The sequence below is a fragment of the Pseudomonas cedrina subsp. cedrina genome (assembly GCF_001983175.1).
Classification (GTDB): domain Bacteria; phylum Pseudomonadota; class Gammaproteobacteria; order Pseudomonadales; family Pseudomonadaceae; genus Aquipseudomonas; species Aquipseudomonas cedrina.
Genome location: NZ_MNPW01000001.1, coordinates 176,782 through 198,240, shown reverse-complemented (window position 1 = coordinate 198,240; position 21,459 = coordinate 176,782). Strand labels below are relative to the sequence as shown.

22 protein-coding genes, 4 tRNA genes and 1 riboswitch are annotated in these 21,459 nt (G+C 59.2%); of the genes, 18 read left to right on the top strand and 8 right to left on the bottom strand.

Features of this window, described 5'->3' with window-relative positions; translation table 11 throughout:
- Positions 1–119 precede the first annotated feature (119 nt).
- From astB to astE, 3 genes are read left to right on the top strand one after another with little or no spacing between them, the layout of a single operon-like run.
- Positions 120–1,466: an N-succinylarginine dihydrolase gene (gene astB, locus BLL36_RS00980; RefSeq protein ID WP_076949618.1), complete on the top strand. Its 1,347-nt coding sequence runs from the start codon at positions 120–122 to the stop codon at positions 1,464–1,466.
- 26 nt (positions 1,467–1,492) lie between these two features.
- On the top strand, positions 1,493–1,780 hold the full coding sequence (locus BLL36_RS00975) for a topoisomerase II (RefSeq protein ID WP_076949617.1): 288 nt from the start codon (positions 1,493–1,495) through the stop codon (positions 1,778–1,780).
- A gap of 11 nt (positions 1,781–1,791) precedes the next feature.
- On the top strand, positions 1,792–2,796 hold the full coding sequence (astE, locus tag BLL36_RS00970; protein WP_076949616.1) for a succinylglutamate desuccinylase: 1,005 nt from the start codon (positions 1,792–1,794) through the stop codon (positions 2,794–2,796).
- Positions 2,797–2,941: 145 nt separating this feature from the next.
- On the opposite strand, the gene BLL36_RS00965 is transcribed toward astE, so the two are convergent.
- The gene (locus BLL36_RS00965; RefSeq protein ID WP_065874001.1) at positions 2,942–3,451 is read right to left on the bottom strand and encodes a 6,7-dimethyl-8-ribityllumazine synthase; all 510 of its coding nucleotides are present in this window, start codon (positions 3,449–3,451) and stop codon (positions 2,942–2,944) included.
- A 96-nt stretch (positions 3,452–3,547) separates the two neighbouring features.
- Positions 3,548–3,717, bottom strand: a riboswitch (FMN riboswitch).
- A 191-nt stretch (positions 3,718–3,908) separates the two neighbouring features.
- Here BLL36_RS00965 and ltaE point away from each other — a divergent pair.
- The 8 genes from ltaE to mgtE all read left to right on the top strand — a co-directional run bounded on the left by ltaE (position 3,909) and on the right by mgtE (position 11,648).
- The gene (gene ltaE / locus BLL36_RS00960) at positions 3,909–4,913 is read left to right on the top strand and encodes a low-specificity L-threonine aldolase (protein ID WP_076949615.1); all 1,005 of its coding nucleotides are present in this window, start codon (positions 3,909–3,911) and stop codon (positions 4,911–4,913) included.
- 146 nt (positions 4,914–5,059) lie between these two features.
- Positions 5,060–7,678, top strand: coding sequence for an alanine--tRNA ligase (gene alaS / locus BLL36_RS00955; RefSeq protein WP_076949614.1), 2,619 nt, complete (start codon positions 5,060–5,062; stop codon positions 7,676–7,678).
- A 95-nt stretch (positions 7,679–7,773) separates the two neighbouring features.
- Positions 7,774–9,015 carry an aspartate kinase gene (locus BLL36_RS00950; protein ID WP_010208327.1) on the top strand — a complete coding sequence of 414 codons (1,242 nt, stop codon included), beginning with the start codon at positions 7,774–7,776 and terminating at the stop codon, positions 9,013–9,015.
- 174 nt (positions 9,016–9,189) lie between these two features.
- Positions 9,190–9,378, top strand: coding sequence for a carbon storage regulator CsrA (gene csrA / locus BLL36_RS00945; protein WP_003175645.1), 189 nt, complete (start codon positions 9,190–9,192; stop codon positions 9,376–9,378).
- Between the two features lie 62 nt (positions 9,379–9,440).
- Positions 9,441–9,531 (top strand) — tRNA-Ser (locus tag BLL36_RS00940).
- A gap of 108 nt (positions 9,532–9,639) precedes the next feature.
- Positions 9,640–9,716, top strand: a tRNA-Arg gene (locus BLL36_RS00935).
- A 72-nt stretch (positions 9,717–9,788) separates the two neighbouring features.
- A tRNA-Arg gene (locus BLL36_RS00930) sits at positions 9,789–9,865 on the top strand.
- A gap of 340 nt (positions 9,866–10,205) precedes the next feature.
- The gene (gene mgtE, locus BLL36_RS00925; RefSeq protein WP_076949613.1) at positions 10,206–11,648 is read left to right on the top strand and encodes a magnesium transporter; all 1,443 of its coding nucleotides are present in this window, start codon (positions 10,206–10,208) and stop codon (positions 11,646–11,648) included.
- Between the two features lie 190 nt (positions 11,649–11,838).
- Here the strand turns inward: mgtE and BLL36_RS00920 are convergent, their stop codons facing one another.
- The 3 genes from BLL36_RS00920 to BLL36_RS00910 form a co-directional block, all read right to left on the bottom strand.
- A complete protein-coding gene (locus BLL36_RS00920) occupies positions 11,839–12,165 on the bottom strand; it encodes an Arc family DNA-binding protein (RefSeq protein ID WP_003193592.1) in 327 nt (108 codons plus the stop codon).
- A gap of 380 nt (positions 12,166–12,545) precedes the next feature.
- Complete coding sequence (locus BLL36_RS00915) at positions 12,546–12,725, bottom strand: PA3371 family protein (RefSeq protein WP_076949612.1); 180 nt, start codon at positions 12,723–12,725, stop codon at positions 12,546–12,548.
- Positions 12,726–12,736: 11 nt separating this feature from the next.
- Positions 12,737–12,964 carry a hypothetical protein gene (locus tag BLL36_RS00910; RefSeq protein WP_076949611.1) on the bottom strand — a complete coding sequence of 76 codons (228 nt, stop codon included), beginning with the start codon at positions 12,962–12,964 and terminating at the stop codon, positions 12,737–12,739.
- Positions 12,965–13,289: 325 nt separating this feature from the next.
- On the opposite strand from BLL36_RS00910, the gene BLL36_RS00905 reads away from it, so the two are divergent.
- Both BLL36_RS00905 and BLL36_RS00900 read left to right on the top strand, forming a co-directional pair.
- A tRNA-Arg gene (locus BLL36_RS00905) sits at positions 13,290–13,366 on the top strand.
- 267 nt (positions 13,367–13,633) lie between these two features.
- Complete coding sequence (locus tag BLL36_RS00900) at positions 13,634–15,019, top strand: MFS transporter (RefSeq protein WP_076949610.1); 1,386 nt, start codon at positions 13,634–13,636, stop codon at positions 15,017–15,019.
- A 57-nt stretch (positions 15,020–15,076) separates the two neighbouring features.
- On the opposite strand, the gene BLL36_RS00895 is transcribed toward BLL36_RS00900, so the two are convergent.
- The 4 genes from BLL36_RS00895 to flgA form a co-directional block, all read right to left on the bottom strand.
- Positions 15,077–15,826 carry a flagellar brake protein gene (locus BLL36_RS00895; RefSeq protein WP_076949609.1) on the bottom strand — a complete coding sequence of 250 codons (750 nt, stop codon included), beginning with the start codon at positions 15,824–15,826 and terminating at the stop codon, positions 15,077–15,079.
- A 97-nt stretch (positions 15,827–15,923) separates the two neighbouring features.
- Positions 15,924–16,394, bottom strand: coding sequence for a flagella synthesis protein FlgN (locus BLL36_RS00890; protein ID WP_076949608.1), 471 nt, complete (start codon positions 16,392–16,394; stop codon positions 15,924–15,926).
- 48 nt (positions 16,395–16,442) lie between these two features.
- Positions 16,443–16,763: a flagellar biosynthesis anti-sigma factor FlgM gene (flgM, locus tag BLL36_RS00885; RefSeq protein ID WP_076949987.1), complete on the bottom strand. Its 321-nt coding sequence runs from the start codon at positions 16,761–16,763 to the stop codon at positions 16,443–16,445.
- 141 nt (positions 16,764–16,904) lie between these two features.
- Entirely contained in the window at positions 16,905–17,669 is a 765-nt protein-coding gene (gene flgA, locus BLL36_RS00880) for a flagellar basal body P-ring formation chaperone FlgA (protein ID WP_076949607.1), read from the bottom strand.
- Between the two features lie 82 nt (positions 17,670–17,751).
- Here flgA and BLL36_RS00875 point away from each other — a divergent pair, with 82 nt between their 5' ends.
- The 5 genes from BLL36_RS00875 (at position 17,752) to flgD (ending at position 21,456) form a co-directional block, all read left to right on the top strand.
- Positions 17,752–18,684, top strand: a complete 933-nt coding sequence (locus BLL36_RS00875) for a chemotaxis protein CheV (RefSeq protein WP_076949606.1) — start codon at positions 17,752–17,754, stop codon at positions 18,682–18,684.
- 45 nt (positions 18,685–18,729) lie between these two features.
- Entirely contained in the window at positions 18,730–19,557 is an 828-nt protein-coding gene (cheR, locus tag BLL36_RS00870; RefSeq protein ID WP_076949605.1) for a protein-glutamate O-methyltransferase CheR, read from the top strand.
- Positions 19,558–19,859: 302 nt separating this feature from the next.
- Positions 19,860–20,267 carry a flagellar basal body rod protein FlgB gene (flgB, locus tag BLL36_RS00865; RefSeq protein WP_049711905.1) on the top strand — a complete coding sequence of 136 codons (408 nt, stop codon included), beginning with the start codon at positions 19,860–19,862 and terminating at the stop codon, positions 20,265–20,267.
- 3 nt (positions 20,268–20,270) lie between these two features.
- Positions 20,271–20,714: a flagellar basal body rod protein FlgC gene (gene flgC / locus BLL36_RS00860; RefSeq protein WP_076949604.1), complete on the top strand. Its 444-nt coding sequence runs from the start codon at positions 20,271–20,273 to the stop codon at positions 20,712–20,714.
- Positions 20,715–20,730: 16 nt separating this feature from the next.
- Positions 20,731–21,456, top strand: coding sequence for a flagellar hook assembly protein FlgD (gene flgD / locus BLL36_RS00855; protein WP_076949603.1), 726 nt, complete (start codon positions 20,731–20,733; stop codon positions 21,454–21,456).
- The last annotated feature ends 3 nt before the right edge of the window (positions 21,457–21,459 follow it).

The window sequence follows — 21,459 nt, the reverse complement described above, 5'->3', positions numbered from 1 at the left end:
CTCGGTCTGACTGACAGACCGAGTCGCCTGCATCGCAGGCAAGCCAGCTCCCACAGTGACCAATGGTGTATTCAAGTAATTTGAAGCCTATAAAAACAGATGTTCGTGGAGCCTCGCCGATGAAATCCTATGAAGTCAATTTTGACGGTCTAGTGGGGCCGACCCATAACTACGGCGGGTTGTCCTTTGGCAACGTCGCCTCCCAGAGCAACAGCCAGCAGCATTCCAACCCCAGGGAAGCGGCGTTGCAGGGCCTGCAGAAAATGAAGGCCCTGATGGACATGGGCTTCGTGCAAGGGATTCTGGCGCCCCAGGAACGTCCTGATGTGGCTGCCTTGCGCACCCTTGGTTTCAGCGGCACCGACGCCCAGGTGATCGAGCAAGCGGCCAGGCACGCCATGCCGTTGCTGGTTGCCAGCTGCTCCGCCTCGAGCATGTGGGTCGCCAATGCCGCCACCGTCAGCCCCAGCGCCGACACGGCAGACGGCCGCGTGCATTTCACCGCCGCCAACCTCAACTGCAAATACCACCGCAGCATCGAACATCCGACCACCAGCCGCGTGCTCGGGGCGATGTTTGCCGACGCCAGACACTTCGCCCACCACGCCGCCTTGCCGGCGGTGGCGCAGTTCGGCGACGAGGGCGCGGCCAACCACACGCGTTTCTGCCGTGAATACGGCGAGGCGGGCGTTGAATTTTTCGTGTTCGGCCGCAGCGCATTCGACCCCCGTTACCCAGCGCCGCAGAAGTACCCGGCGCGCCAGACCCTCGAAGCGTCCCAGGCCGTTGCGCGTCTGCACGGCCTGAAGGACGACGGCGTGGTCTACGCCCAGCAGAACCCGGCAGTGATCGATGCCGGTGTGTTCCACAACGACGTGATCGCGGTGGGCAACGGCGAAGTGCTGTTCTATCACGAGGACGCGTTCCTCAATACCGAACAGATGCTCGCCGAGTTGCAGGGCAAACTGGGCAAGCTGGGCGGCAACTTCCAGGCCGTCTGCGTGCCGCGCGCCTTGGTCAGCGTCGAGGACGCGGTGCGTTCCTACCTGTTCAACAGCCAGTTGCTGACGCGCCCTGATGGCTCGATGCTGCTGATCGTGCCGGAAGAATGCCGCGCCAACCAGCGCGTGTGGAACTACCTGCAAGGCCTGACCGCTGCCGGCGGCTTGATCCGCGAAGTGAAAGTCTTCGACCTCAAGCAGAGCATGCAGAACGGCGGTGGCCCGGCGTGCCTGCGCTTGCGCGTGGCGCTGAACGAAACGGAACTGGCGGCGGTGAACCCAGGCGTTATCATGACCGCGCCGTTGTACGACACCCTGACCCAATGGGTCGACAAGCACTACCGCGACAGCCTGCGCGAAACCGACCTGGCTGACCCGCAATTGCTGCTTGAGTGCCGCACGGCATTGGATGAACTGACGCAAATCCTTAAACTGGGCTCGGTTTATCCTTTCCAGATCAATTAACGCCACGTGGCTGAGATATTTTATTTATGACCGACACCCTGAAACTGATCCTTGAAGACACCGACGGCACCCAGCTGGAAACCTCCTGCACCCGCGTCGCCGTGGTCTGGCAGGGCAAGGAGATCTGGATCCAGCACGACGGCCGTGGCCAACTGCTGATCGGTGTGGACGTGGAAGAAGGCGACGCCGAGTACGCCAACCTGCTGATGCGCCCACTGGCCACCAACCTGATGAGCCTGCAACTGGAAATGGAACCGGCCGAGGTTGAAGGTGATGACGACGATCACGTCCACGGCCCAGGCTGCAACCACTAAGGAAGCTGCGTATGCTCGCCCTCGGCAAATTGCTTGAACTGACCCTCGCCGGTCGCGAACCGGCGCAAAAAATTCAACTGACTGTCGACGGCGTGCAGATGCGCTGGCTCAGCGAGGGCGCGCTTGAAGTGCGTCCGCCGCAGGCCCGGGACAATGGCAGCGACCTGCTGCTGTCGTCCGGCATCCATGGCAACGAAACGGCGCCGATCGAACTGCTCGACCGCCTGTTGCATGGCATCGCCCGTGGGGAGATCAAGCCTCGCGCCCGTATTCTGTTCCTGTTCGGCAACCCCGAGGCCATGCGCCGCGGCGAGCGCTACCTCGAGCTGGACATCAACCGGCTGTTCAACGGCCGTCACGAAAAAAACATCGGCCCCGAAGCCATGCGTGCCGCCGAGCTTGAGCAATTGGCCCGCAGTTTCTTCAACCAGCCTGATCGTTCGCGCCTGCATTACGACCTGCACACGGCCATTCGCGGCTCTAAGATCGAGCAGTTTGCGCTGTACCCGTGGAAGGAAGGCCGCCAGCACTCACGTCGTGAACTGGCGCGCCTGCACGCCGCCGGCATGCAAGCGGTGCTGTTGCAGAACAAAGCGTCGATCACCTTCACCGCGTTTACCTACGAACAGCTGGAGGCTGAGGCCTTCACCCTGGAACTGGGCAAGGCGCGGCCGTTCGGGCACAACGAGGGGGTGGATGTTTCACGCCTGGAGCTGCGCCTCAAGCAGATCATCGAAGGCACCGAGCCCGAGACCGACAGCCTTGACGGTATGCAGCTGTTCGCCGTGGCGCGTGAAGTGATCAAGCACAGTGACGCCTTCCTGCTGCACCTGCCGGCGGACGTCGAGAACTTTTCGGAATTGGAAAAGGGTTATCTGCTGGCCGAAGACGTGGCCAAGACCCGCTGGGTCATCGAAGAAGAGGGCGCACGTATCATCTTCCCCAACCCGAAGGTGAAGAACGGTTTGCGCGCGGGAATATTGATCGTGCCGACCACGGATGCGGGCTTGGCTTAGATCTTGAGGCTTACCGGGACCAATGTGGGAGCTGGCTTGCCTGCGATAGCATCACCTCGGTGTGACTGATAGACCGAGGTGCCCGCATCGCAGGCAAGCCAGCTCCCACACAAGCCTGTTCCCACATTTGGGTGTGCGGTGTTGCTTATACCGCTACAGCACGCGGCTCGCTGCGACGGATCGCACGGACCTTGTGCAGCGTATCGGCGCAGGTGCGCGCTGCTTCCTGGCCCTTGTGCACGAAGTGCTCGTAGAAAAAGGTGTGATGCTCGGTCCCGGCATGGAAGTGATGCGGCGTCAACGATACCGAGAACACCGGCACTTCAGTCTCCAACTGCACCTGCATCAGGCCGCTGACCACCGACTGGGCGACGAACTCGTGACGGTAGATCCCGCCATCCACCACCAGCGCGGCGGCGACGATACCGGCGTAACGGCCGGTCTTGGCCAGCAGCTTGGCGTGCAGGGGCATTTCAAAGGCACCGCCGACTTCGAAGAAATCGATGTCCGATTCCTGGTAGCCCTGGGCGATCATTTCGGCGAGGAAGCCTTTACGGGATTGGTCGACAATATCCTTGTGCCAGCAGGCCTGGATAAACGCGACGCGCTCGCCGTGGTGGTTTTTGCTCTTGCTGTCGATTGCGGTGGGTTGCATGTTCTGACTCCTGTTTAAGAAAAAAACAGGGCGTTATGAATCGAATGGGATTTAAGAGTACGCAAGCACACGAGGTGCGCGGCCCTTAGGTGCCAATCCCGTTCTCTCTTCATCCGGACTATGACCGTCGGCCCCGGGATCACACCGGGTCTGCTGACCTTGTCGCCGTCCTGCGTGAGCAGTTCGAGGCGCCAAGCGCTCGCGGGCTATACACATTGCGTGTAATTACCGCCGGTGGGGAATTGCACCCCGCCCTGAGAACGTTGCCGCCAGAACCCTGGTGGCGAAGCGTTTTTAACACGGTTTTTCGAAAACTGCACGAGCGCTCTATCGATAAGCTATATCGGTTTGTTTGGTTGGTATTCGATTGAATGCAGCCGGGGCTTGATATTCCGTGGTTTTGCCCGCAGTAATCATCTCCATGAGGCACTTATCCAAATCGCCAGAGGCTTGATTCATGTCCGTGATTGACCTGCGCAGCGACACCGTGACCCAACCCACTCCCGGCATGCGCGACGCAATGGCCACGGCCGCCAGCGGCGATGACGTGTATGGCGAGGACCCCAGCGTCAATCGCCTGGAAGCCGAACTGGCCAGGCGCCTGGGCTTTGCCGCCGCGCTGTTCGTGCCCACCGGTACCATGAGCAACCTGTTGGCGTTGATGGCCCATTGTGAACGCGGCGAGGAATACATCGTCGGCCAGCAGGCCCACACCTACAAATACGAAGGCGGTGGTGCAGCGGTGCTGGGTTCGATCCAGCCGCAGCCGCTGGAGGTGCAGGCGGACGGTTCCCTTGACCTGGACCAGGTACTGGCGGCCATCAAGCCGGACGATTTCCATTTTGCCCGCAGCCGTTTGCTGGCGCTGGAAAACACCATGCAAGGCAAGGTATTGCCGCTGGATTACCTGGCCCAGGCGCGGGCGTTTACCCGTGAACATGGCCTGGCCCTGCATCTGGATGGCGCGCGGCTCTACAACGCAGCGGTCAAGCTGGGCGTGGATGCGCGCGAGATAGCGCGGCACTTTGATTCGGTGTCGGTGTGCCTGTCCAAAGGCCTCGGCGCGCCGATTGGCTCGGTGTTGTGCGGTTCCACGGCGCTGATCGCCAAGGCCCGGCGCCTGCGCAAGATGGTCGGTGGTGGCATGCGCCAGGCTGGCTCCCTCGCGGCGGCGGGGCTTTACGCGCTGGATCACCAGGTCCAGCGCCTGGCCGACGACCATGCCAATGCGCAGTGGCTGGGCGATGAGCTGCGCCAGGCCGGCTATGAAGTCGAGCCGGTGCAGACCAACATGGTCTATGTGCAGATCGGTGATCGGGCCGATGCCTTGAAGACCTTCGCCGCCGAGCGCGCGATCAAGTTGAGCGTTGCGCCACGCCTGCGCATGGTCACGCACATGGATGTGAGCCGGGCGCAGATTGAGCAAGTGGTGCAGGCATTCGTCGAGTTTTCGCGTAAATGACCGTGCAGACCGTCCAATTGAACGTTTCAATCGTATAAACACGCTGTACCACCGGCAAAGGGCCGATATAATGCGGCCCTTTGCCGTCGCTCCGTCTGATGATGTTGCGCACTGGCCTTTGGCCGCAGCCTCCGTGGAAGAACCTAATGAAAAGCGCAGAAATCCGTGAAGCCTTCCTTCGCTTCTTCGAAGAGCAAGGTCACACCCGTGTCGCCTCCAGCTCCTTGATCCCAGGCAATGACCCTACCCTGCTGTTCACTAACGCGGGGATGAACCAGTTCAAGGACTGCTTCCTGGGCCAGGAAAAGCGCGCCTACACCCGCGCCACCAGCAGCCAGAAGTGCGTACGCGCCGGCGGCAAGAACAGTGACCTGGAAAACGTCGGTTACACCGCCCGCCACCACACATTTTTCGAAATGCTGGGTAACTTCAGCTTCGGTGACTATTTCAAGAAAGACGCGATCACGTTCGCCTGGACCTTCCTCACCGGCGTGCTGAAGCTGCCCAAGGAAAAACTCTGGGTCACCGTGTACGCCACGGACGACGAAGCGTATGACATCTGGACCCAGCAAATCGGTGTACCTGCCGAGCGCATGATCCGTATCGGCGACAACAAAGGTGCGCCCTACGCGTCGGATAACTTCTGGACCATGGGCGATACCGGCCCGTGCGGCCCGTGCACCGAGATTTTCTATGATCACGGCGACGATATCTGGGGTGGCCCGCCAGGCTCGCCGGAAGAAGACGGTGACCGTTACATCGAGATCTGGAACAACGTGTTCATGCAGTTCAACCGCACCGCCGATGGCGTGTTGCATCCGCTGCCGGCGCCGTCGGTCGACACCGGCATGGGCCTGGAGCGGATCAGTGCGGTGATGCAGCACGTTCATTCCAACTATGAAATCGACCTGTTCACCAACCTGTTGAGCGCCTCGGCGGCGGCCATTGGCTGCGCCAACGAAAGCCAGTCTTCGCTCAAGGTGGTGTCGGACCACATCCGCTCCTGCGGCTTCCTGATCGCCGACGGCGTGCTGCCGTCCAACGAAGGCCGTGGCTATGTGCTGCGCCGCATCATCCGTCGCGCCTGCCGTCACGGTAACAAGCTGGGCGCCACCGGCAGCTTCTTCTACAAGATCGTGGCCGCGCTGGTGGCCGAGATGGGCGACGCCTTCCCGGAACTCAAGCAGCAACAGGGCAACATCGAGCGCGTGCTCAAGGCCGAGGAAGAGCAGTTCTCCAAGACCCTGGAACACGGCCTGAAAATTCTGGAGCAGGACCTGGCCGAGCTCAAAGGCACCGTGGTGCCGGGTGACGTAGTGTTCAAGCTCTACGACACCTACGGTTTCCCGATGGACCTGACCGCCGACATCGCCCGTGAGCGCGAGCTGACCATCGATGAGGCCGGTTTCGAGCGCGAGATGGAAGCCCAACGCGTGCGTGCGCGTTCCGCCAGCGCTTTTGGCCTGGACTACAACACGCTGGTCAAGGTCGACGTGGCCACCGAATTCACCGGCTATAAGGCCACCGGCGGTTCGGCCAAAGTGGTTGCGCTTTATAAGGAAGGCCAGTCGGTCGACGTCTTGAATGAAGGCGATGACGGTGTGGTGGTCCTGGACCAGACCCCGTTCTATGCCGAATCCGGTGGCCAGATTGGCGACTGCGGTTTCCTCAAGGCGGCTTCCGGTCGTTTTGATGTGCGTGACACCACCAAAACCGGCGGCGCGTTCCTGCACCACGGCGTGTTGGCGTCGGGCAGCCTGACCGTCGGTGCGCCGGTGGAGACCCAGGTGGACGCCGAGGTGCGCCATGCCACCGCGCTGAACCACTCGGCCACCCACTTGCTGCACGCTGCACTGCGCCAGGTACTGGGCGAACACGTCCAGCAGAAGGGGTCGTTGGTGGACAGCCAGCGCCTGCGCTTCGACTTCAGCCACTTTGAGGCGATCAAGCCCGAGCAGATCAAGGCGCTGGAAGATATCGTCAACGCAGAAATTCGCAAGAACACCCCGGTGGAAACCGAAGAAACCGATATCGAGACCGCCAAGGCCAAGGGCGCCATGGCGCTGTTCGGCGAGAAGTATGGCGACAACGTACGCGTACTGAGCATGGGCGGCAGTTTCTCGGTGGAGCTGTGCGGCGGTATCCACGCCAACCGTACCGGCGACATCGCCCTGCTGAAAATCATCAGCGAAGGTGGCGTGGCGTCCGGTGTGCGGCGTATCGAGGCAGTAACCGGCGCTGCGGCCCTGGCCTACCTCAATGCGGCGGAAGAACAACTCAAGGAGGCGGCCAGCCTGGTCAAGGGCAGCCGCGACAACCTGATCGACAAGCTGTCCGCCGTGCTGGAGCGCAACCGTGCCCTGGAGAAACAGCTGGAGCAGTTGCAAGCCAAGGCGGCCAGCGCCGCGGGCGACGATCTGTCGTCTGCCGCGGTGGACGTCAAGGATGTGAAGGTCTTAGCCGCACGCCTGGACGGTCAGGACGGCAAGGCGCTGTTAGCCTTGGTCGATCAGTTGAAGAACAAGCTCGGCCGCGCAGTGATCCTGCTCGGCAGTGTCCATGAGGATAAGGTCGTTCTGGTTGCCGGTGTAACCAAGGACCTGACTGGCCAACTCAAGGCTGGTGATTTGATGAAGCAAGCCGCCGCGGCAGTGGGCGGGAAGGGCGGTGGTCGTCCGGACATGGCGCAAGGCGGTGGTGTAGACGCCGGCGCCCTGGACGCAGCCCTGGCCCTGACCGTGCCGTTTGTCGAGGCAGGTATTTAAGGCACTGTTAACCGGCCCGTGGTCCAGTCGCGGGCAGGTTCGGTGCTGGTTGATTGGTTATCAGGCGCCCCTTTACGGGCTGAGGCGGCTTAGAAATGGCTTTGATCGTACAGAAATTTGGAGGTACCTCGGTCGGCTCTGTTGAAAGAATCGAGCAGGTGGCCGACAAGGTTAAGAAATTCCGCGATGCCGGCGACGATCTGGTGGTGGTGCTGTCAGCCATGAGCGGCGAGACCAATCGCCTGATCGACCTGGCCAAGGCAATCAGTGGTGATCAACAGCCGCTGCCGCGTGAGCTGGATGTGATCGTGTCCACCGGCGAACAGGTGACCATTGCCTTGCTGGCCATGGCGCTGAACAAGCGCGGTGTGCCGGCGGTGTCCTACACGGGCAGCCAGGTGCGCATCCTCACCGACAGCGCGCATACCAAGGCGCGTATCCTGCAGATCGATGATCAGAAAATCCGTACGGATCTCAAAGCAGGCCGCGTGGTAGTTGTAGCGGGCTTCCAGGGCGTGGACGAGCAAGGCAACATCACCACCCTCGGGCGTGGCGGTTCTGACACCACCGGCGTGGCGCTGGCAGCGGCGCTGAAAGCGGACGAATGCCAGATCTACACCGATGTGGATGGCGTCTACACTACCGATCCGCGTGTAGTGTCTGTGGCCCAGCGCCTGGACAAGATCACTTTTGAAGAGATGCTGGAAATGGCCAGCCTCGGTTCCAAGGTGTTGCAGATCCGCGCGGTGGAGTTCGCCGGCAAGTACAACGTTCCGCTGCGCGTATTGCACAGCTTCAAAGAGGGTCCGGGCACCCTCATTACTATTGATGAAGAGGAATCCATGGAACAGCCGATCATTTCCGGTATCGCTTTCAACCGTGATGAAGCCAAGCTGACTATCCGTGGCGTGCCAGACACCCCGGGCGTGGCATTCAAGATCCTGGGCCCTATCAGCGGCGCGAACATCGAAGTCGACATGATCGTGCAGAACGTGTCGCACGATAACACCACCGATTTTACCTTCACCGTGCACCGTAACGAGTACGATGCGGCAGAACGGATCCTGCAGAACACTGCCAAGGAAATCGGCGCGCGGGAAGTGGTGGGCGACACCAAGATTGCCAAGGTGTCGATCGTGGGCGTGGGCATGCGTTCCCATGCCGGCGTTGCCAGCCGCATGTTCGAGGCCCTGGCCAAGGAAAGCATCAATATCCAGATGATCTCCACGTCGGAAATCAAAGTCTCGGTGGTCATCGAAGAGAAGTATCTGGAGCTGGCAGTACGCGCGTTGCATACCGCTTTTGAGCTGGACGCTCCGGCCCGACAGGGCGAGTAAGGCAGTGCCAGGAAGGCGCGGTTTACCGCGCCTTTCCTTTTTTTGTAGGGCGCATGTTCTTTTACGCGCGCTCGACAATACTTGGGCGGGTAGGGCTATGGCCTTTTGGCTGTAGGTCGAAAGCCGTTTTTTGCAGACTGTTGTTCCTGAAATGAAATGCGTGAGGAGAAAGGTATGCTGATTCTGACTCGTCGGTGCGCAGAAAGCCTGATTATCGGTGATGGCGAAATCACCGTGACCGTGCTCGGCGTCAAAGGCAATCAAGTACGTATCGGGGTTAACGCTCCGAAAGAGGTGGCGGTGCACCGCGAGGAAATTTACCTGCGGATCAAGAAAGAGAAGGACGAAGAACCAAGCCTTTAATTTTTATCGTTTTTTATGTTTGCAAACGGGGATGAACGTGGTTAATATACGCCCCGTGTTGCGGAGAGCTGGCCGAGTGGCCGAAGGCGCTCCCCTGCTAAGGGAGTACACCTCAAAAGGGTGTCGGGGGTTCGAATCCCCCGTTCTCCGCCATTATTTGCTTAGTACGTTGCAATCTGGTTTTTTCGGTAAGTTATTGAAATTGCTCGAAAAAATAGCTTTACATAGAGATTGAACGGCCTATAATGCGCGGCAACAAATGCACTCGTAGCTCAGCTGGATAGAGTACTCGGCTACGAACCGAGCGGTCACAGGTTCGAATCCTGTCGAGTGCACCATTTAAGAGTCAGTTGCAGTGATGCAGGTGATTCGGTTACAACCAGTTGTGATCTGGTCTAAAAACACAATCTGCACTCGTAGCTCAGCTGGATAGAGTACTCGGCTACGAACCGAGCGGTCACAGGTTCGAATCCTGTCGAGTGCACCATACAAACAAAAAGCCCGCCAAGTGCGGGCTTTTTGCCGTCTGGAGTTTGTGTAGGATTTTCTCTTTTGCGCGCGCTCCCATGTGTTTTCCCTCCCCGCTGCGTCGTCGCAGTTCATAGATGCAGCCATTGCTCAGCATTGGCTCGCAAGCGCTTGTTCTTTCCAGTTTTTTGACGTTTAAAGTGGCCGGGCGGTGTATCATTGCGCCCGTCAGCCCCGCCGGGGCTTGTGGAATACCTCCATGGACTTACCCAGTAGCTGCTCAGTACCCCGTTTTACCAATCATGAATTGACTGATTGATCCTTCCGGCGTGCCCCGCTGCTGGGAGTGGAGTTCGCCTATGACCGAAGTAGAAGTAAAGAAAACACAAGAAAGCCTGCAGGATCGCCTGGCTCAAGTCATCGAGTTGCTGCAGCGCCAGCGCGTGGTCGAAGACCTCACGCATCGCCAGGAAGGCCCGAATAACAACCTGGTCGAAAACCTGGTTCACCGGCAAAACCTCGTTGAGCTGCAACGCAAGCTCGATGACCTGCACTCCGCCGACGTCGCCTATATTCTCGAAGCCTTGCCGCTGGATGATCGACTGGCCCTCTGGCAGTTGGTCAAGGCCGACCGTGACGGCGATATCCTGCTTGAAGTATCCGACTCGGTCCGTGAAACCCTGATCGCCGACATGGACGATCATGAGCTCCTGGCCGCCGCCAAGGAGATGGACGCCGACGAACTGGCCGACCTGGCGCCTGAACTGCCCCGTGATGTTGTCCATGAGCTGATGGAAGCGCTGGACACTCAGCAGCGTGAGCGCGTGCGCTCGGCGTTGTCGTACGACGACGATCAGGTCGGCGCGCTGATGGACTTCGAGATGGTCACCATCCGCGAAGATGTCAGCCTGGAAGTGGTCCTGCGTTACCTGCGTCGTCTCAAGGAGCTGCCCGGCCATACCGACAAGCTGTTCGTGGTCGATTACGAAGGCATCCTGAAGGGCGTCCTGCCGATCAAGCGCCTGCTGGTCAACGACCCGGACAAGAAAGTTGCGGACCTGATGGCCAGCGACACCGTGAGTTTCCATCCGGATGAAGACGCCTACGATGCCGCGCAGGCATTCGAGCGTTATGACTTGATCTCGGCGCCGGTGGTGGACAAGAACGGCAAATTGATTGGCCGTTTGACCATCGATGAAATCGTCGACCTGATTCGTGAAGAGAGTGAAACCGAAGTCCTCAACATGGCGGGTCTGCGTGAAGAGGAAGATATTTTCGCATCCGTCTGGCGTTCGCTGCGTAACCGCTGGGCCTGGCTGGCGGTCAACCTGATTACCGCGTTTATCGCTTCCCGGGTGATCGGCTTGTTTGAAGGCTCGATCGAGAAACTGGTCGCCCTGGCGGCGTTGATGCCGATCGTGGCCGGTATTGGCGGTAACTCCGGTAACCAGACCATCACCATGATTGTGCGCGCCATGGCGCTGGATCAGGTGAGTACCGCCAACTCCTCGCGCCTGCTGCGCAAAGAGCTGGCCGTGGGCCTTATCAATGGCCTGGTCTGGGGTGGGGTGATCGGCGTGGTGGCCTATTTGTTGTATGGCAGCTGGTCACTCGGCGTGGTCATGACGGCCGCCATGACCCTCAACCTGCTGCTGGCGGCGCTGATGGGCGTGTTGATCCCGATGACCCTGGCCCGCATTGGGCGTGACCCTGCCATGGGTGCCAGCGTGATGATCACCGCCATGACCGACAGTGGTGGCTTTTTCATCTTCCTGGGCCTGGCTACCATCTTCCTGCTCTAAACCCTGCACGCTGGCCGGCTCCCCTGTAGGAGCTGGCTTGCCAGCGAAGATCGTCAACGATAACGCGTAAACCCTGACTGCCTGCCGCGCACTCAAGTTTTTCGCGAGCAAGCTCGCTCCTACGGCTGCCCCCTCAAATTCCACGCAAAAAAAAGCCAGCATTTAGCTGGCTTCGGCTTTCAGTCGCGAATCAATTGGCTTCTGCGGCCGCCTCGACGTCATGCGCGATAAGCGAGACGAGAGCATTTTGCTGACGGTGGGAGAGCTGACGAAAACGCTGCAGCAGTTCGCGTTCGTGCAGCGACAGCTCGGGGCTGTCCAGGCGCATGCTCAACTCTTCGCCCAAGGCACCTTCCTGAATGAGGCTTTGTTCCAGGCGCGCGATGATTTCGGAGTTCATGCTGCGGTGATGATTGCGAGCCACCTCGGCAATGCGTTCCCGCATTCCGTCTGGCAGACGTACGACGAACTTGTCAGCCGTACGGCTGGAATAAATTGCCTGTTTCAATGGGCGCATATATTTAACCGGTTAGTTCAGGGGAGCGGTTTCTGGAATTGGCCGCAAGATGAGTGTTAAGACAAGACTCACGACCAAAGTTCAACCCGAATTGCAAAGAGGCCGCATCATGCCTCAGATTTGCCAGTTCCTTGGCGTCAATTCTGTGACAAATATTGAACTGACTAAAGGCTTTATGCCAGCACTCATTTGCATTTTTGCGGACTGGTTGGAAAACCGGGCTACGCGCGATTCCCTGAGGGAACTTCTCGCAAGTCCAGGCCACCACAGGGTTTGAGGCCGCACATCCTATCGCAAAGTGGCCTTTTGCCCCTAGCTTTAAGACTAGTGGCAATTTGCCGATTAGCGAGGGCGAGGCGACATAAGGTAGCGGAGGGGGTTCAGCGCAGGATGGGGTCGAACTTGAAGCGACGACCCATGATCAGGGTCAGCAGGAACAGGCTGGCAAATACGCCGCTGGCGATAAATGCGGTGGTCTGGCCGTCTTGCGACTCAGCGTTCAAACCCAGAAGACCGGTGAACGCGGTCAGGCACATAAACAGCCAGGCAAATTTGCTCATCACCAACTTCCTCAGAAAACCCAGTGTTCGGATGCAGGCGCTTGCTGAGTGCCTTGGGTCACACGTACCGGCAGCTGTGCGTTTGGCGTCATCACCGCTAGTTGCGGACGCTGCTGCAAGTGGTGTGGCACCGCCTGGCTGAGCTGCGCAGGATCGTTATTGCCGGACGATTGAAAGTGAAAGGTTACCAATGCAGCCAGGGCTACGGTGTTGAGGGCTAACAGAAAGGCACTGTTCATGGTCATGTTCTCCGCTTAACGTCGTGGCTGGCTGGATTTGTAGGAGAAGTATTGCAGTTGTCGTGCCAAGGTAATAAACCAATAAAATCAATGGCTTAATGGTTGTATGAATGACCGGAAGGTTGCAATTTGCAATGCGGGTGTCGTGCAGCAGTGCATTTTGCACGACGGTCTCAAGCGCCAGTATTTGCGGGGCCAAACCATGCTCGCTTGTGCAGGGAGCGGCCTACATTCAAAAAGCCTAAGGACGACATGACAAAACCCACCTTGGCCGTTAACATGCACGCCGTCCGTCGCCGCGCACTTGGCGCCGCGGCTGTCACTTGTCCCAGTAGCTCAATTGGATAGAGCATCCCCCTCCTAAGGGGAAGGTTGGCCGTTCGAACCGGCCCTGGGACACCAGATCCAAAAGCCCTGCCCAGACCTTCTGGCAGGGCTTTTTTGTGCGCGCTTTTCACACTCGGGTCGAACCTTGCCGATGTTCAGGGTTCACAGCACGTGCGCAGTGTATTTATCGCAATCCATGTACCTTGCAAGCAGCCGGGCAGCGTCTGAGCTGTAGGCAAAATAATCCCCGGAACGGCGCAAACCGCCTGTCCGGAACTGACTACCGCGGACTATCATGCCGATAGCCCTGATTCTTACCGCAAGGAGCCGCTCGGAACGCCGATGCGCCAGATCTGGAAATCTTTTCGAGCCCTTTATTTCGCGTCCTTGATGATGTTGATCGGCTCCGGCCTGCTCAGCACTTACCTGGCTTTGCGCCTGGCGGCCGACAATGTCGACAGCCTGTGGGTGGGTGCGCTGATGGCCGCCAACTACTTTGGTTTGGTGCTGGGTGGCAAGATCGGGCACCGCCTGATTGCTCGGGTCGGGCACATCCGGGCCTACGCCACTTGTGCCGGCATCGTCGGCGCGGCGGTGCTGGGCCACGGCCTGGTCGACTGGCTGCCAGCCTGGATCGTGTTGCGGGTGATCGTGGGCCTGGGGATGATGTGCCAGTACATGGTCATCGAAAGCTGGCTCAATGAGCAGGCGGACGCCAAGCAGCGTGGCGTGGTGTTCAGCCTGTACATGATCGCGTCCTACCTCGGCCTGGTGCTGGGGCAATTGATCCTGGTGCTGCATCCCCAGCTTGGCCTCGAGCTGTTGATGCTGGTAGCGCTGTGCTTTGCCCTGTGCCTTGTGCCGGTGGCAATGACCCGGCGCATTCACCCGGCGGCGCTGCATCCTGCGCCGATGGAACCGCGCTTCTTTATCAAGCGCGTGCCGCAGTCGCTGAGTACGGTGCTGGGGGCCGGGTTGATCGTCGGCTCATTCTACGGCCTGGCGCCGCTGTATGCGTCCCAGCAAGGGCTGACGACCGAGCAGGTCGGTTTGTTCATGGGTAGCTGCATTTTTGCCGGCCTGTTGGTGCAGTGGCCGTTGGGCTGGTTATCGGACCGGTATGACCGAGCGCTGTTGATCCGCTGCTTTGCCTTGTGCCTGGCCGTGGCGGCACTGCCCCTGGCGATCATGACCCACGTGCCGCTGGAGGTGCTGTTCGTGGCGGGCTTCCTATGTTCGCTGGTGCAATTCTGCCTGTACCCGCTGGCCGTGGCGTTCTCCAACGACCATGTGGAAGGTGATCGCCGGGTATCGCTGACGGCCATGCTGTTGGTGACCTATGGCATCGGCGCCAGCATCGGGCCGCTGCTGGCCGGGGTAATCATGAAGCTCTTCGGCAACCAGATGCTGTATGCGTTTTTCAGCCTGTGCGCGCTGATCCTGGTATGGCGAATCCGCCCCAAAGCCGTCACCAACCTGCATCAGGTGGAAGACGCGCCGCTGCATCACGTGGCAATGCCCGACAGCATGTCCAGTTCGCCGTTGGTGGCTGCGCTCGATCCACGGGTAGACGAGCAGGTGGTGCAGGAGCAGATGCAGGTGAGCGTGCCCGACCCGGAACCGCAAGACGATGCGCAGCCATCGACCGATGAGCCGCCCTTCGAAGGGCCGCCGGAGCCGCTGGGTCCCGAAGAGCATCCGCATGACTTGAGCAGGGCGCGCCCCTGAACGCAAAAACGGGCGGTTCCCATCAGGAACCGCCCGTTTTTTTATCGCGATTTCAGGTTAAAAATCGTCGTCTTTGTCGAAGCGCCGCGCTTCGCGTTGCAGCTGGTAGACAAAACGTTCGACTTGACGCTGCACCAGGCCGCTCATGTTGTGAAAGCGCACGCCGGCGAAGGTAATGTTGATCCGTTCTTCGAAGTGCAGGTAGCGCAGCTCGACCGAGGTGGTCATGCTGCCAAAGGGCAGGGCGGCCATGAAGCGCTCGTAGACCTGGCCCAGCTGCAGGCGCTCGGAAATGTCCCCCTCAAAGCGCAGTTTGCAACCGGTGGCGGAAATATCCAGGAGTTTGCCGCGCACAGGCAGCTGGAGCTTCTCGCCATCGAGTTCGATGTTGATCAGTTGCGCCAGCTTCAGGGCGGCGCGGAAGGCATTGCGACGCTGATGGTAGACCACCTCGTCAGGCATGCTGCCGGTGTAGACACGGTGGCCGTCTTTTTCGCTGACGGTGAGGGTGCCTTTGCTTTCCCAGGCGACACGCACGCCGTCGTGGAAACCTTCGATGCGAAAGGGTTCGCCGCTTTCGAGATGGCGTTCACCGTCGCGGGGAATCATCTCATCCAGAATCAGCTTGTGGCCGTCACGGTCCACGTCCACCAAATAGCTCTGGAAGCGCTGGCTGCGTTCGTGGAAGGTGATGATCAGCGGGTCGTGACTTTCTTGCAGCATCCGCAAGGTGCTGGCGATTTCCAGAGGCGTGGTGAGGACCTTGGGGGGCTGCGGGGCATCTTCCGCATTAAGGGCGTTGAACACGGTTCTTCCATCTCCAGACAAAATACGACTACACGCGAGAGCAGGCATTCTGCCAGTATGTGGCGCGCCTTGGATAGGCCACGCTGTAAAACCCGCGTCAGGCTTGGCTGCGGGTGCTTGGCTTGACCAGGCGCGAGGTGGAACCCTGCGCGTTGTAGAGCGCTGGAGGCTCGCCGCCGTGAAGTATGCGCAACTGGTTGGCGGTCGTAGCTTGTTGAAGCTGGATCGACTGGCCGTTGAGCAGGTTGGCTTCCTGGCACTGGCTGAGCAGTTGATTGAGTTCTTTACTCTGGGCGAGCAATTGATCGCCGACCGAGGAGTGGCTGGCCAGTTGCGCCAGGCCGTCATGGTCAGCCGGCAGGCCCAGGCTGATAAGGATCTGGCTGCGTTTTTTGCCGTGCTGTTCCAGCAGGACAATCAGCGACTGCTTGCGCGCCAGAATTTCTTCCAGCAGCGGCATGTCCCGGCCGTAGAGCGCCAGGGATTCTTCCTTGAGCAACTCGAGCAGTTGTTGCGTCGGCTCAAGATCATCAAGGATCAGTTGAAGCAGATTTTCGTCGTGATGCATGGCTGGCCTTGGGGTTTAAGCGTCCAAAAGCCCGGCGCAGGCCTTTGCCTAGCGCTCGGCTTCGAAATTGAGCAGCTTGCTGGCTACACGGTTGCTGTCGACTTTATAGCTGCCATCGGCGATTGCCTGTTTCAATTCGGCCACACGGGCTTTATTGACCACCGGTTGATCGCGCAGCGAGTCAGTGACCTTCTGCAACTGTTGAGCCTCATTGCTCAGGTGTACGGACTCCCCGCTCTGGCTGGCGCTCGCCTGTTCTGCCTTGGCGGGCAGTGGCGGGGCCTTGGCTTCTACGTTTTCCTTGCCGGTAGTACGCGCAGTGCCTGACGTCGTCGGGGTGTTATTTAAACGGCTGAAATCGATGACCATGATCAAAAAACCTCTGGGTATTTGGACGCTTGCCATGTTTTCGGCCATACCCAAACAAACTTTAGGCGCGAATGACAATAAATCTCCACACGGGACTTCTCGTGCACAGTGTAGGAAATGCCGGCGTCCTGTACCAGTGATCTATAAAGCGACCTCCACTTGCCCTGGGGCTGTGACCCGCGCCTTGATCACGCGGTTGGAGTTGAGGTTCTTGACCCGGATCTGCTCGCTCATGCCACCGTTGGCCAGCGCTTCACCCGGCATTTTTACGTTCAACCCGCCACTGCTGGCGGAAATCACCACCTGGTCACCCTTGCGAATCACTTCGGCCTGCTCAAGATGTACCAGGGTAATCACTTGGTCGGTGACCACTGGTCGGGTCAGTTTCTGCCCGACGGCCTGATCAACGGAAGTCAGGTAGCCCTGGCTGATCATGCTGATGTCCCGTTCGCGCAACACGACGTCCTCAAAACCGATGATGCCGGTGCGCTTGAGCGGGCGCGCAACCACCACCACATCGCGGAACAACTTGACCTGGGCCGGCACGAACACGGTCCAGGGCGAGGCGCCTTCGCAGCGCACCTTGACCGTCACGCGGCCGATGGGCTGGGCGGGACTTTCCAGGGTGGCTGTCAATTCCTTGTCGCACATTGGCATGCGCAGGCGCGGGTCCAACTGGCTGACCTGGATTTCATAACGCCCCGGCGTCTGTGTGGTCGCCAGATAATCTTCTACAGTGAACTCAAGAAAGCCCTGAGTGACGCCGATAAGTACATCAGGCAGTGTGACGTTATCAGCGCGGGCCGTGGCGCCCAGGCCCAAGGCAAGCAGCGCCAGCGGTACGCAGAGGCATCTGCAAAACCGTATCAGGGTGGGGCGTCGGGAAACCGTCGTTTTAATATCCATGATCTAGTAAATAGCAAAGCTCGTGCCGTTTCGTGTTGGGTGCGCGTCGCACCCCCAAAGGTTTTAGCGTAGGAGTCTGGGCATGGCAGGAGTAATGGATTCAGTAAACCAGCGCACACAGCTGGTAGGGCAGAATCGCCTGGAGTTGTTGCTTTTTCGCCTCGATGGCAAGCAGCTATATGGCATCAACGTGTTCAAGGTGCGGGAAGTGTTGCAATGCCCCAAGCTGACGATCATGCCCAAGTCCAGTCCGGTGGTATGTGGCGTTGCCAGTATCCGTGGCGCGACGATCCCGATTCTTGACCTGGCCCTGGCCACCGGTTCGGCGGGTTTGCAGGACCGCGAGAACCCGTTCGTGATCATTACCGAGTACAACACCAAGACCCAGGGTTTCCTGGTGCGCTCGGTGGAACGCATCGTCAACATGAACTGGGAAGAGATCCATCCGCCACCCAAGGGCACTGGCCGCGATCACTACCTCACGGCCGTGACGCGGGTTGATAACCAGTTGGTGGAAATCATCGACGTCGAGAAAATTCTGGCCGAAGTGGCGCCAACGTCGGAAACGATCTCGGTCGGTGTGGTCGATGCCGACACGGCGCACAAGGCAATCTCCCTGCGCGTACTGACGGTGGACGACTCCTCGGTGGCGCGTAAGCAGGTGACGCGTTGCCTGCAAACGGTCGGCGTGGAGGTGGTGGCCCTCAATGATGGCCGTCAGGCGCTGGATTACCTGCGCAAATTGGTCGATGAAGGCAAGAAGCCCGAAGAAGAATTCTTGATGATGATTTCCGACATCGAGATGCCGGAAATGGACGGCTACACCCTCACGGCCGAGATACGCAGCGACCCGCGCATGCAAAAATTGCATATCATCCTGCATACTTCATTGTCGGGTGTATTCAACCAGGCGATGGTCAAGAAGGTCGGTGCCGATGACTTCCTGGCCAAATTCCGTCCTGATGACCTGGCATCCCGGGTCGTTGATCGGATCAAGGCAGCAGATCACAGCTAGGGTTTTTTCCCCTGGCGGTCACACGTTTTTTTAGAGGCGGTATCAGTGTCTACAGGTAATTTGGATTTTGAACAGTTCCGGGTATTCCTGGAAAAAGCCTGTGGCATATTGCTCGGTGAAAACAAGCAATACCTGGTTTCCAGCCGTCTCAATAAACTGATGGAGCAGCAGGGCATCAAGTCCCTCAGCGAATTGGTTCAGCGGATCCAGGGCCAGCCACGCAGCGGTCTCAAGGAGATGGTGGTCGATGCCATGACCACCAACGAAACCTTGTGGTTTCGCGACACCTACCCCTTCGAGGTGCTCAAGAGCAAAGTGCTGCCGGAAGCCATCAAGGCCAGCCCGGGCCAGCGCCTGCGCATCTGGTCGGCCGCATGTTCCTCGGGGCAGGAACCGTACTCGATTTCCATGTCGATCGATGAGTTCGAGCGGACCAACATGGGCCAGTTGAAGGCCGGGGCGCAAATCGTGGCCACCGACTTGTCCGGGACCATGCTCACCAATTGCAAGACCGGTGAGTACGACAGCCTGGCCTTGGGCCGCGGTTTGTCCCAGGAGCGCCTGCAGCGTTACTTCGATCCGAAAGGGGCGGGGCGCTGGGCGATCAAGGCGCCGATCAAGAGCCGTGTGGAGTTTCGCTCCTTCAACCTGCTCGACAGCTACGCCAGCCTGGGCAAGTTCGACATGGTGTTCTGCCGTAACGTGCTGATCTACTTCTCGGCCGAGGTGAAGAAAGACATCCTGCTGCGCATCCACGGCACGCTCAAGCGCGGCGGTTACCTGTTCCTCGGTGCTTCCGAAGCGCTGAACGGTTTGCCGGACCATTACCAGATGGTGCAGTGCAGCCCTGGGATCATTTACCAGGCTAAATAGTATGCAAATCTAAATGTGGGAGCGGGCTTGCTCGCGAATGCGGTGGATCAGTCATAGATAAGTTGACTGACACACCGCATTCGCGAGCAAGCCCGCTCCCACTTTTTTTGCGGCAATTTCCCCAATAGCGGCAACTCTCCATTGCCGCTTTACTGGCGCCACGCGGAAACCCTTTGCCGCTTTTCTGGCATCGCCGCCGGCAATCTCCCCGCATAGCCCCGGAATACGGGCTCTCTCAGAATTGGCATGCGCCTTGCTATAACCCTGTTAACGAACAGCAGGTCAGCCTAAAGGTTTCCGCCATGAGCATCAGCTTCGATAAAGCGCTCGGTATCCACGAACAAGCCCTGGGCTTCCGCGCCCAGCGCGCCGAAGTCCTGGCCAACAACATTGCCAATGCCGACACCCCGAACTACAAGGCTCGGGACCTGGACTTCTCCGCCGTGCTCGCCGCACAGCAGGACAAGACCAAGAATGGCACCTTCGCCTTGAACATGACCAACAACCGTCATATCGAAGCGCAAGGCCTGAGCAATGGTGACGAGTCGCTGCTGTATCGCACGCCGATGCAGCCGTCGATCGACCAGAACACCGTCGACGCCCAGCTGGAGCAATCGGCTTACGCCGAGAACTCGGTGAACTTCCAAGCCAGCTTTACCCTGCTCAACAGCAAATTCAAAGGGCTGATGTCAGCCCTGCGTGGAGAATAAGCCATGTCCCTGTCCAGTGTTTTCAATATTGCCGGCAGTGGCATGAGCGCGCAGACCACGCGCTTGAACACCGTCGCCAGTAACATCGCCAACGCCGAGACCGTGTCTTCGAGCATTGACCAGACCTACCGCGCCCGTCACCCGGTGTTCGCCACCATGTTCCAGGGCGGCCAGAACGGCGGCAGCGATTCGCTGTTCCAGGATCAGGGCGCCGCAGGCTCCGGCGTGCAGGTACTCGGCGTGGTTGAAGACCAGAGTAACCTCGAAGCCCGCTACGAACCCAACCATCCCGCCGCGAACGAAAAGGGCTATGTCTACTACCCCAACGTCAACGTGGTCGAGGAAATGGCCGACATGATTTCCGCCAGCCGCTCGTTCCAGACCAACGCGGAAATGATGAATACCGCCAAAACCATGATGCAGAAGGTCCTGACCCTGGGTCAGTGATAAGGGGCGCCAAATAATGGCCATCGTTGATACTTCAAACAACACGGCAGTCCAGGACCTTTTCAACAACAAGGTCAAGACTGCCACGACTAACAGCGGCGTCGGCGACGCCACCAAGACGGCGACGGGCAGCCAGTCGCTGGGCAAGGACGCGTTCCTGCAGCTGCTTGTGACCCAGCTGAAAAACCAGAACCCGCTGTCGCCGCAAGACAACGGCGCGTTCGTGGCCCAGCTGGCGCAATTCAGCAGCCTGGAAGGCATCAACACCCTGAACGACTCGGTTAATAACATCTCGAGCAACTTCAGTTCTTCGCAAGCGCTGCAGGCGTCGTCGCTGGTCGGACGTTCGATTATCACCCAGACCGACAAGACACTGGTGGATACCAGCAAGAGCATGACCGGTTCGGTGGCAGTCCCGGCGGCGACCGGCAACGTGTCCATCAAGATCACCGACAAAGACGGCAATGTGGTGCGCACCCTCGAACTGGTCGACCAGAACGCGGGCAACTCGGACTTTATCTGGGACGGCAAGAACGAAAAGGGCGAGGTTGCTCCCGCGGGCACCTACACCTTCAATGCCACCACCAAGAACGATAAGGGCGACGCCGTTGCCCTGGCCACTTCGCTGCCGGCGACGGTAACGAGCGTGACCCTGAGCAAGACCGGCGGCGAAATGCTGTTGAACCTTGCAGGCGGCATGGGCAGCGTCAAGCTGTCGCAAATTCAGACTATCGGTACATAGAGC

Excerpts from the sequence above, each read along its gene's own strand:
- ltaE (WP_076949615.1), top strand. The coding sequence starts at position 3,909 with ATGTCCGTGATTGACCTGCGCAGCGACACCGTGACCCAACCCACTCCC.
- BLL36_RS00920 (WP_003193592.1), bottom strand. The coding sequence starts at position 12,165 with ATGCGCCCATTGAAACAGGCAATTTATTCCAGCCGTACGGCTGACAAG.
- BLL36_RS00875 (WP_076949606.1), top strand. The coding sequence starts at position 17,752 with ATGGCAGGAGTAATGGATTCAGTAAACCAGCGCACACAGCTGGTAGGG.
- csrA (WP_003175645.1), top strand. The coding sequence starts at position 9,190 with ATGCTGATTCTGACTCGTCGGTGCGCAGAAAGCCTGATTATCGGTGAT.
- mgtE (WP_076949613.1), top strand. The coding sequence starts at position 10,206 with ATGACCGAAGTAGAAGTAAAGAAAACACAAGAAAGCCTGCAGGATCGC.
- astE (WP_076949616.1), top strand. The coding sequence starts at position 1,792 with ATGCTCGCCCTCGGCAAATTGCTTGAACTGACCCTCGCCGGTCGCGAA.
- flgB (WP_049711905.1), top strand. The coding sequence starts at position 19,860 with ATGAGCATCAGCTTCGATAAAGCGCTCGGTATCCACGAACAAGCCCTG.
- alaS (WP_076949614.1), top strand. The coding sequence starts at position 5,060 with ATGAAAAGCGCAGAAATCCGTGAAGCCTTCCTTCGCTTCTTCGAAGAG.
- BLL36_RS00890 (WP_076949608.1), bottom strand. The coding sequence starts at position 16,394 with ATGCATCACGACGAAAATCTGCTTCAACTGATCCTTGATGATCTTGAG.
- BLL36_RS00910 (WP_076949611.1), bottom strand. The coding sequence starts at position 12,964 with ATGAACAGTGCCTTTCTGTTAGCCCTCAACACCGTAGCCCTGGCTGCA.
- BLL36_RS00975 (WP_076949617.1), top strand. The coding sequence starts at position 1,493 with ATGACCGACACCCTGAAACTGATCCTTGAAGACACCGACGGCACCCAG.
- BLL36_RS00965 (WP_065874001.1), bottom strand. The coding sequence starts at position 3,451 with ATGCAACCCACCGCAATCGACAGCAAGAGCAAAAACCACCACGGCGAG.
- BLL36_RS00950 (WP_010208327.1), top strand. The coding sequence starts at position 7,774 with ATGGCTTTGATCGTACAGAAATTTGGAGGTACCTCGGTCGGCTCTGTT.
- flgD (WP_076949603.1), top strand. The coding sequence starts at position 20,731 with ATGGCCATCGTTGATACTTCAAACAACACGGCAGTCCAGGACCTTTTC.
- flgC (WP_076949604.1), top strand. The coding sequence starts at position 20,271 with ATGTCCCTGTCCAGTGTTTTCAATATTGCCGGCAGTGGCATGAGCGCG.
- astB (WP_076949618.1), top strand. The coding sequence starts at position 120 with ATGAAATCCTATGAAGTCAATTTTGACGGTCTAGTGGGGCCGACCCAT.
- BLL36_RS00915 (WP_076949612.1), bottom strand. The coding sequence starts at position 12,725 with ATGAGCAAATTTGCCTGGCTGTTTATGTGCCTGACCGCGTTCACCGGT.
- BLL36_RS00900 (WP_076949610.1), top strand. The coding sequence starts at position 13,634 with ATGCGCCAGATCTGGAAATCTTTTCGAGCCCTTTATTTCGCGTCCTTG.
- flgM (WP_076949987.1), bottom strand. The coding sequence starts at position 16,763 with ATGGTCATCGATTTCAGCCGTTTAAATAACACCCCGACGACGTCAGGC.
- flgA (WP_076949607.1), bottom strand. The coding sequence starts at position 17,669 with ATGGATATTAAAACGACGGTTTCCCGACGCCCCACCCTGATACGGTTT.